Origin of the sequence: Tardiphaga sp., from assembly GCF_028290785.1 — a bacterium.
Lineage (GTDB): Bacteria > Pseudomonadota > Alphaproteobacteria > Rhizobiales > Xanthobacteraceae > Tardiphaga.
Genome location: NZ_JAQGJD010000241.1, coordinates 1 through 8018, shown reverse-complemented (window position 1 = coordinate 8018; position 8018 = coordinate 1). Strand labels below are relative to the sequence as shown.

At 62.8% G+C, this 8018-nt stretch carries 5 protein-coding genes; 1 reads left to right on the top strand and 4 read right to left on the bottom strand.

Annotated features, from left to right (window positions below):
- The coding region (locus JWR89_RS15230; RefSeq protein WP_299717561.1) for a flagellar protein at positions 1–1272 on the bottom strand (1272 nt) is incomplete at its 3' end.
- A gap of 485 nt (positions 1273–1757) precedes the next feature.
- Here JWR89_RS15230 and JWR89_RS15225 point away from each other — a divergent pair.
- Complete coding sequence (locus JWR89_RS15225) at positions 1758–4127, top strand: glycosyltransferase family 41 protein (RefSeq protein WP_299717559.1); 2370 nt, start codon at positions 1758–1760, stop codon at positions 4125–4127.
- Here the strand turns inward: JWR89_RS15225 and JWR89_RS15220 are convergent.
- The 3 genes from JWR89_RS15220 to JWR89_RS15210 form a co-directional block, all read right to left on the bottom strand.
- Positions 4114–5646, bottom strand: a complete 1533-nt coding sequence (locus JWR89_RS15220; protein ID WP_299717557.1) for a flagellar biosynthesis protein FlgL — start codon at positions 5644–5646, stop codon at positions 4114–4116. The two genes, JWR89_RS15225 and JWR89_RS15220, sit on opposite strands and share 14 nt — an antisense overlap.
- A gap of 7 nt (positions 5647–5653) precedes the next feature.
- Positions 5654–7531, bottom strand: a complete 1878-nt coding sequence (flgK, locus tag JWR89_RS15215) for a flagellar hook-associated protein FlgK (protein ID WP_299717555.1) — start codon at positions 7529–7531, stop codon at positions 5654–5656.
- Positions 7532–7578: 47 nt separating this feature from the next.
- Positions 7579–8018 (bottom strand): flagellar hook-basal body complex protein (locus tag JWR89_RS15210; RefSeq protein ID WP_299717553.1); only part of this gene is annotated, 440 nt, incomplete at its 5' end.

Below are 8018 nucleotides of genomic sequence, written 5' to 3'. Positions count from 1 at the left end.
CAACTTCGACAGGCCGAGACCGCCGGGGCCGAAGCTGACGCCGGAGATGCTGAGCTTCGAAGAACCGGTTTCGTTGAAGGTCAGCTTCAGGGTGTCGCCATTGAGCAAGTTCACGCCGTTGAAGGACGAGTCCTGCGCAGTGGTAGTGATCTGATCGATGACCTGGTTGTACTGGGCGATCAAGCTGGCGCGAGTGGCCTGCGAGGTCGGGTCCTTGACAGCGTTGACAACGGTCTGGCCGTTGAAACCGACGCTGGACGTGGAGCTGGCCGTACCGCTGACGGTGCCGATGTTGGCCGAAGCCGCATCGTTGGTCGTGGAGATGGTCAGCTTGCCGGCGGTGTCGATGCTGGCCTGCAGGTTGTTCGCCGCCAGAGCCGAGTTCAGCTCGTCGAGCGTGTCAACCTGACCGGTGCCGGTGCCGAAGGTGATGGCCGAAGCCGTACCGCCGCCCGTTGCAGCGATGTTCAGCGTCTTGCCCTGGAGCGCGGGGACACCAGGCGTACGAGCCTGGGTGGCACCGGTGCCGAGGCCGAGAGCTGCCAGCGCGCCAGCATTCGAGCTGGTGATCGACAGATCCGAAGTCGCGCCGGTATCGATGACAAGCTTACCGCCGGTAACGGTCGAACCAGTTCCGCCGGTCAGGCCGTCAATCTTGGCAAGCAAGTTGGTGACGGTGTCGGTGATGTCGATCTCGTTCGCACCCGAAGCACCCGAAGCCTTGAACGTCAGGGTCTGGCCGTTGACGGTCAGGGTATCGTTTGCAGCGAAGCTGGCCGTGATCGAGTTGGTGGTGCCGGTGCCGGACAGCGTCGTGCCACCGGTGATCGCGCTGGCTGTGCTGACATTGCTGACCGCAGCGCCGCCAGTGAAGGTGGCGGTGGTTGCAGGAGCCGTGCCGAGCAGGTTGGAAGCAGTCGCGGTGGAGGTGGCGAGGCTGGTGATCGACGACTTGGTGTAGCCGACGGTGGTCTGCAGGGCCTGGTTGGCGATCGACTTGGCGGAGTCAACGAGCTTCTGGATCGAGGTGATGCCGGTGTTGGCAGCCTGCAGGATCTGCACGCCGTTGCCGATACCATCGAGCAGGTTGTTGATGTCGCTGGAACGCGAGTTCAAGGACGACGCGGTGAAGAAGTTCGTGGGGTTGTCGAGCGCCGAGTTGACCTTGTTGCCGGTCGACAGGCGGTTCTGCGTGGTGGAGAGCAGCTCAGCCGTGGACTGGAGCGAGAGCAAGTTCTGACGGACTGAGGACGAGAGCGTAATGCCGGACATGTTAGATACCTTCCTGGTAGACTAAACTACGATCTTCTTGATCGGTGGTTGGAACATGGACCCCAAGATATAACTTTCAGTAAAAGGGACCCCGTTGAATTGATCTAGTTTGCGAGTGCATTCGGCCGTCGCCCACGCACGCGATTGCGGTTGCGAATACCGCGGTATCCCGGAAAAAATGAGAGCAATCATCTAGTTGGAGGCCTGACGCCCATCAGGACCACGTCCCGATGGTGGTATTTCCGAACGCGCAAGGTTGCAAAGGCGCGCAGCCCTCTTGACGGAAATTTAACCAGCCCCGACGCCAGCCAGGTGACGTGCTGCAATGCCGCCGTATCCGCGCGGTCTAGAGAGCCCATTTTCGTTCCAGAGCCACAGCGACGGCAGCGCCAGTCGATGGCCTCCGCCGGCTCGGGACGGTGCAGCATCTCGTTTTTTGACCGGACAGCGCCTACTATTGCCGCACGATTCGGAATGGTGGACAGATGAGCAACGACGCAGCACAACGAGCATTTCAGAACGCCCGCCTGAAGAAGAAGCGCAAAGCGGAAGCTGACGCCCTGTTTTCGGGGGCGACCGCTCTGCATCAAGCCGGACGTATCGCCGAAGCCGCCCTGCTGTATCGCCAGGTTCTCGATCTGCAACCCGAGAACTTCGGTGCGCTTCACATGCTGGCTCTGTGCGAATTCGGTGCCCGGCGCCTCGTCGAAGCCGAACAGCTTGTCAATCAGGCTCTGCAAATCGATCCCCGATCGGCGGATGCGCACTCCAACCTTGGCATTATCCTGTTCCAAATGGAGCGCTACGAGGAAGCGCGAGCCGCTTACCGGCGGGCAATCGCGCTCAGGCCGAGCTACGCTGTGGCGTTCAATAATCTCGGCAATGCCTGCAAGGAGCTCGGTCTCCTCGACGAAGCTCTGGAAAGCTATGACAAGGCGATCGCGCTGAAGGCCGACTACGCCAATTGCCATGGCAACCGCGGTCTGCTGCTTTCACAGCTAAAGCGTTGGGAGGACGCCATCGCGAGCTATGATCGCGCCATCCTGTTCGACGGCCGCAATGCGGACGCCTTGAGCAACCGGGGCAATGCACTGCTCGAACTAATTCGCCCGGCAGAGGCGCTCGCCAGCTATGACCGGGCGCTCGCCTATCGACCGGACATGCTCGAGGCCCTGAACGGACGCGCCACTGCCTTAAGCGACCTGCGAAGTCATCAGGAGGCGTTTACCACTTTTCAGCGCGCCCTCGACATCAATCCGGCCTTTACGCAGGCCTACACCAACCGCGCTGCGCTTTGGCTGAAGCTCAGTAAGTTCAACGAGGCCCTTGCTGATATCGATCGCGCTTTGGCGCACCCGCCCGAATTCGCAGCCACGTACGTCAGCCAAGCGAGCGCGCTGCTGCATACCAACCGGTTGCCCGACGCAATTGCAGCCTGTCAAAAAGCGATCGCGTTGGAACCAGCATCTTACCAAGGCTACACCGTGCTGGGAAACAGCTTCGCGCGAATGGGCGATGCCGACAAGGCGGTCGAAAGCTACGACAAGGCGCTGGCAATCCGACCCAATTTCCCCGAGGCGATCGGGAGCAGGATCTTCGCACTCGACTTCGTCGCCACAAGCACCGTTGCGCAGCAACAGCAGGCGCGCAGCCTGTGGTGGAAGCAGATCGGCGCTCGGCTGGCGGCCAGGGCTCCCTTGGCCCACGGCAACGCGCGCGACCCGCAGCGCCGGCTGAAGATCGGCTATGTGTCCTCCGACTTCCGGTCGCACTCCGCCGCCTTCGCCTTCAGGCCGGTGCTGCAGAACCACGACAAGAAAAAGTTCGAGATCATCTGTTACTCTTGTTCGTCCATTCAGGATTCCGTAACGGACGAGTTCCGCGCCATCGCCGAACGCTGGCACGACGCCGGGCATTGGTCCGATGAAATGATGCTCAAGCAGATCGCCGCTGACGGTATCGACATCCTGGTCGACCTGTCCGGCCACAGCGACGGCAACCGGCTTGACGTGTTCGCGCGAAAGCCGGCACCGATTCAGGTCACCGCGTGGGGCCATGCGAGCGGCACCGGGCTGCCGACCATCGATTACCTGTTCTCCGATCCGGTTGCGATTCCCGCCGAGGTGCGTCCGCTCTATGCCGAGACAATCTGGGACCTGCCCTGCGTGGTCACCTTAGAACCGCTCCCGGACAGCATTGCCCGTGCTGAGCCACCGGCGCTGCGCAACGACTATCTCACCTTCGGCACCTTCAATCGAATCAGCAAGCTATCCAACGATGCGATCACGGTGTGGTCGAAAATCTTGCGAAAGCTGCCGACGGCAAAAATGCTGATCAAGGATTTCATACTCGACGATCCCGCCGTGCACGACGGCCTGCTCGCGCGTTTTGCCGCCTGTGGCGTGACGGCAGACCGCCTCCTGCTGCTTGGCCGAAGCAGTCGGCCCGAGCATCTGGAAAAGCTTAACGACGTCGATGTCTGCCTCGATCCGTTCCCGCAGAACGGCGGCGTCAGCACATGGGAGGCGCTGCAGATGGGCGTCCCTGTGGTGGCCCTGCTCGGGACCACGTTGCCTAGCCGCGTTGCCGCCGCAATTCTGGCATCGATCGACATGCCGGACTGGATTGCCGCGGACGCCGACGCTTATGTCGATATCGCCGTATCGCGTGGACAGGATGTGCAGAGACTGACGGAGATCCGTCGCGACCTGCCGGGACGCATCCTCGCCTCCGCTGCCGGCAATCCTGTGCTGTACACACGGGCCGTGGAGGCCGCTTATTGGGCGATGTGGCGAACCTGGTGCGCCGCGGCGACAAATCCTGACACGCCGGCAGCTGCGCTTACAGAAACTTGACCAGGCTCATCTGGTACAATTGCGCCGTCGTTTTATAGGACGCCTCCAACGCCGTCTGCAGCGCCAGGATCTTGGTGGCGACCTCGTCGTCGTTGATGCCTTCGATGGAATCCAGCAGCGTCTCGCTGATCGCCTTGGTCTGGATCTGCCGATCGGTGGTGGACTTGATCGACGCCTGGGCGCCCGCGAAGTCGGCCTGGATGTCCTGGATCGTCTGCGTGCCGGGGACGGTGGCAAGGTTCTGCGCCACACGCTGATTCAACGCTGCGACCTGCGCGTTGGCATAGGGGTCGGTCGCCGGCGTCGTCACCGCCGCGAATACGGCGACGTTCTGCAATTGCGTGCGCAGCGCCTGTTCATTGGCGCGGGCGCCGTATTGGACGGTGATCGAGTCATCGACCTTGGCGACGGCGGTGCCGCGAGCGGAATCCGTCCCGGTCTCGCCGGTGTACCAGATCACGGTGTCGGCAGCGGTGCCGGCGACCAGCGACGTCGCGGAGCCCAGTGGCGTGCCGCTGACACGCAGTGGCGGCTCGTCGAAGAAATTGTCACCGGCCTGCATGGCGGAGGCAGCGACCATCGGGCCATTGGCCAGGTTCTTGACCGACTTGGTCAGTTCGGTGTTGAGGTTGGCCGCCGTGGCGGTCGGATCTGCGCCGATCAGAAAGCTGTTGGCGGCCAGCGGCGTAGTGGCCGATGCCGTCATCACGATATCTTCGGAAGTGCCGTCGGGCAGCGTGAAGGTGAACTTCACCTGGTCGCCCACCGCCGGATTGCTGGTACCGAGATCCACCGACATCGACTTCTGCGCAGGCGCCGCCGGCGTGGCCGGCTGGGTAACCGTCGCGCCGACGACCGTCGTGGAGATCGCGCTTAGCTTCAACCCGAACGGCTGCGCCAGCGCCGGCGGCACCGGCGTCACGTCATCCTCGGTGACGCCCACCGAGGTGACCGGCGTGCCAATCGCTGTGGTGATGCGCCCAGTGGAGTTGATGCCGAGATCGGCGGTCTTGCGCTCGGCAATGATCTGCTTCAGCCCGGCGATCGCCGCGCCGTTGCCATCCATGATGACGTTGGCCGGAGCGACCGGCGCGGTATCGGTGGCGCGGCCGGAGAACAGGTAGCGATCGCCCGACTGCGCGTTGAGCATATCGACGGAATCGATGAAGCCCAACGACGCCGTCTTCTGGCCGGCCGTCTGGCCGTTATTGTCGAGCGTGCTTCCCGCGCTGACCGCGGCGCCCTTGACCGACGAACTGACGTCGGCAAGCCGCTGCAACGACAGGTTGGCGACGCCGATGCGGGTGTTGAGGTTGACCGCGGTGTCGGCATAGCCGGCCAGGCCAGTGATCTGCGAACGCAGGGTGATCGCCAGGCTGCGACCGCTGCCCTGCCCCGCATAGGTGTTCGACACCTTGCCGCTCGACAACTGCTGGGTGAGCGTATCGAGCTGGCTGCGCAGGTCGAGGATGCCCGAGCCGATATAGGATGTCCGTCCGCTGACGCCGCTAATGGTCATGACTACCTCAGAATGCCTGCATCAGGGTTTTGTACAACTCGTTCACCGTCGACATCACGCGCGCATTGGCCGAATAGGCGTTCTGCAGCGACAGCAGATGCGCCATCTCCTCGTCGATATTGACGCCCGAGGTCGACGACATCTTTTCCTGCAGCGTCGAGAGCACCACGTCCTGGCCGCTCGCAAGCTGCTGTGCCGCCGTCGCCTGGGCGCCCTGGGCGCTGGTGAACTGCTGCATGTAGCTCAGTAGCGTGCCGCTGAACGGCTTGGTGGCGCTGCCCACGCCCTCGGACGGCGTATACTGGAATTTCGCCGTCGTCAGTTGCGCCGTGATGAAATCGGCGCGGGTGGTATCGCCGGCGGCCGTCGTCGGTCCGTACAGCACCAGCTTGGACGGATCGGCAATCAGCCCGGTGTTGACGGCGAGACGCCCCGCGAGGCCGGTCATCTGCGAACCCGACGTGCTGAGCGCGCCGGTGTAGGCGGAGCCATTGTCGGTGAACAGCGACAGTTGCGGACTGCCGCTGGTCAGCGAGCCCGGCAACGCCGTCGTCGTGACCGACGCCGCCGTGAGCGTGGTCAGGGTGGGGTTGTTCTGAACCGTCAGCGCGGAAAGCGACGCGCCGGAAACCGTGAGCTTGCCGTTCAGCGCGGTATTGATCTGCGCCACGATCGATGCGGGGCTGCTCGAAAAATCGATCCCGTACACTTCGTCGTTCGGATCGGTAGTCAAACTGTTCGACAGCGGCAACACGTTGGGATCGTCGACGCGCACCAGCGAGACCTGATGCTGCACATTGCTGGCATCGGTGTAGGTCAGATGCATGACGTTGCCGGACTTCATTCCGGAAACATCGATGGTGGCCGCCTGCGTGCCGGCTGTCGGCGACGTCACGGTTGCCGCAGTCGTCTTGTCGGACAGCGCGCTCGAGAGCGAGGCCGCGAACTGGTCGAGCTGATCCTGCGCTTCGACCAGCGTCTTGTCGCGCAGTTCGGTGTAGGCCGCGATCTTGCCTGACTTGATCGCGCCGCTGGCGGTCAGGTCGATCGATCCACCATTGGCGAACGAGACGACGACCGAGCCGAGCGTGCTCTTCGACGTCGTGGGATCCCACGTCGTGTTCGGGGTCACCGTTCCCTGCGCGTTGAACGACAGCGTGGCGGCTTCCTGGCCGACCAGCTGCACGCCGGACCCGGTGAACACGGTGATCTGGTTGGCGCCATTGGTGGTGACGCGGATGTCCATCAGTTCGGATAGCTGGGTGACGTACTGGTCGCGCTGGTCGAGCAATGCGGCGGTCGGTGAATCCGTCGATGTCCCGCCGTTCGGATTGGCCGCCAGTTGGTTGTTGATGGTCGCGATCTGCTTCATCAGACCGTTGGCGGTCTTGACGGAATCGCTGATGCCGTTCTCGGCGGCGCCGCGCAGGCTCTGGATGCCTTGCGTCATCGAGTTGAGCTGCTGGGACAGCACTGCCGCCGCATTGACGACGCCGATCCGCGCCGACTGGCTGTCGGCGCTGGTCGAGAGCGCCTGCACTGCAGTGGTCAGGCTGCTGAACGCCGCCTCCAGCGTGCCGACCGAGCCCGGATTACCGTACATGCCTTGCAGCTGCTGCAGGAAGTTCGATTTCAGCGACGCGTAGCCCGCGCCGGAGGTTTCCGTGCGTAGCTGGGCCTGGATATACTGGTCGAGTTCGCGATTGACGCCGACAACGGAGACGTTGCTGCCATACGCCCCGGAGTTCGTCGTAACCTGGTTGATCGTCTTTTTGACATAACCAGGCGTTTCCGCGTTGGCGACGTTCGACGAGACCAGCGACATTGCGGCCTGATTGGCGCGCAAGCCGGACATTGCAATGGAGAGTGCGTCGTTCAAACTCATGACATACTACCGCTCTCGAAAAACGCCGCCGGCAAATGCCGCGCGGACTATCGCATCACGTTCAGCAGATCCTGCACCATCGTGTTCGCCGTCGTGATCACCTTGGTATTTGCCGAATAGGCCTGCTGGGTGACGATCAGCTTGGTGAACTCGTCGGCGATATCGGTGTTGGACGATTCCAGCGACGAGCCGGAGATGCTACCGCCCTTGCCGTACAGCGGCTCGCCGGATTCGTTGGTGACCTCGAACGCACCGCCATCGATGCGCTTCAGGAAGTCGGCGCCGTTGAAGGTGGCGACGCTGACCTCCGCCAGATCGATGTTGCGGCCGTTGGAGTAGCTACCGACGACGCGACCCTCGTTGCTGACCGAGACGCTCTCCAACTGGCCGGCGGCATAACCGTCAGGCTGCAGCTGGTTGACTTGGGCGTTACCGTTGGTATCGGCGAACTGGGTCAGGCCGCCGGTGCCGAACGCCATGGTGACGT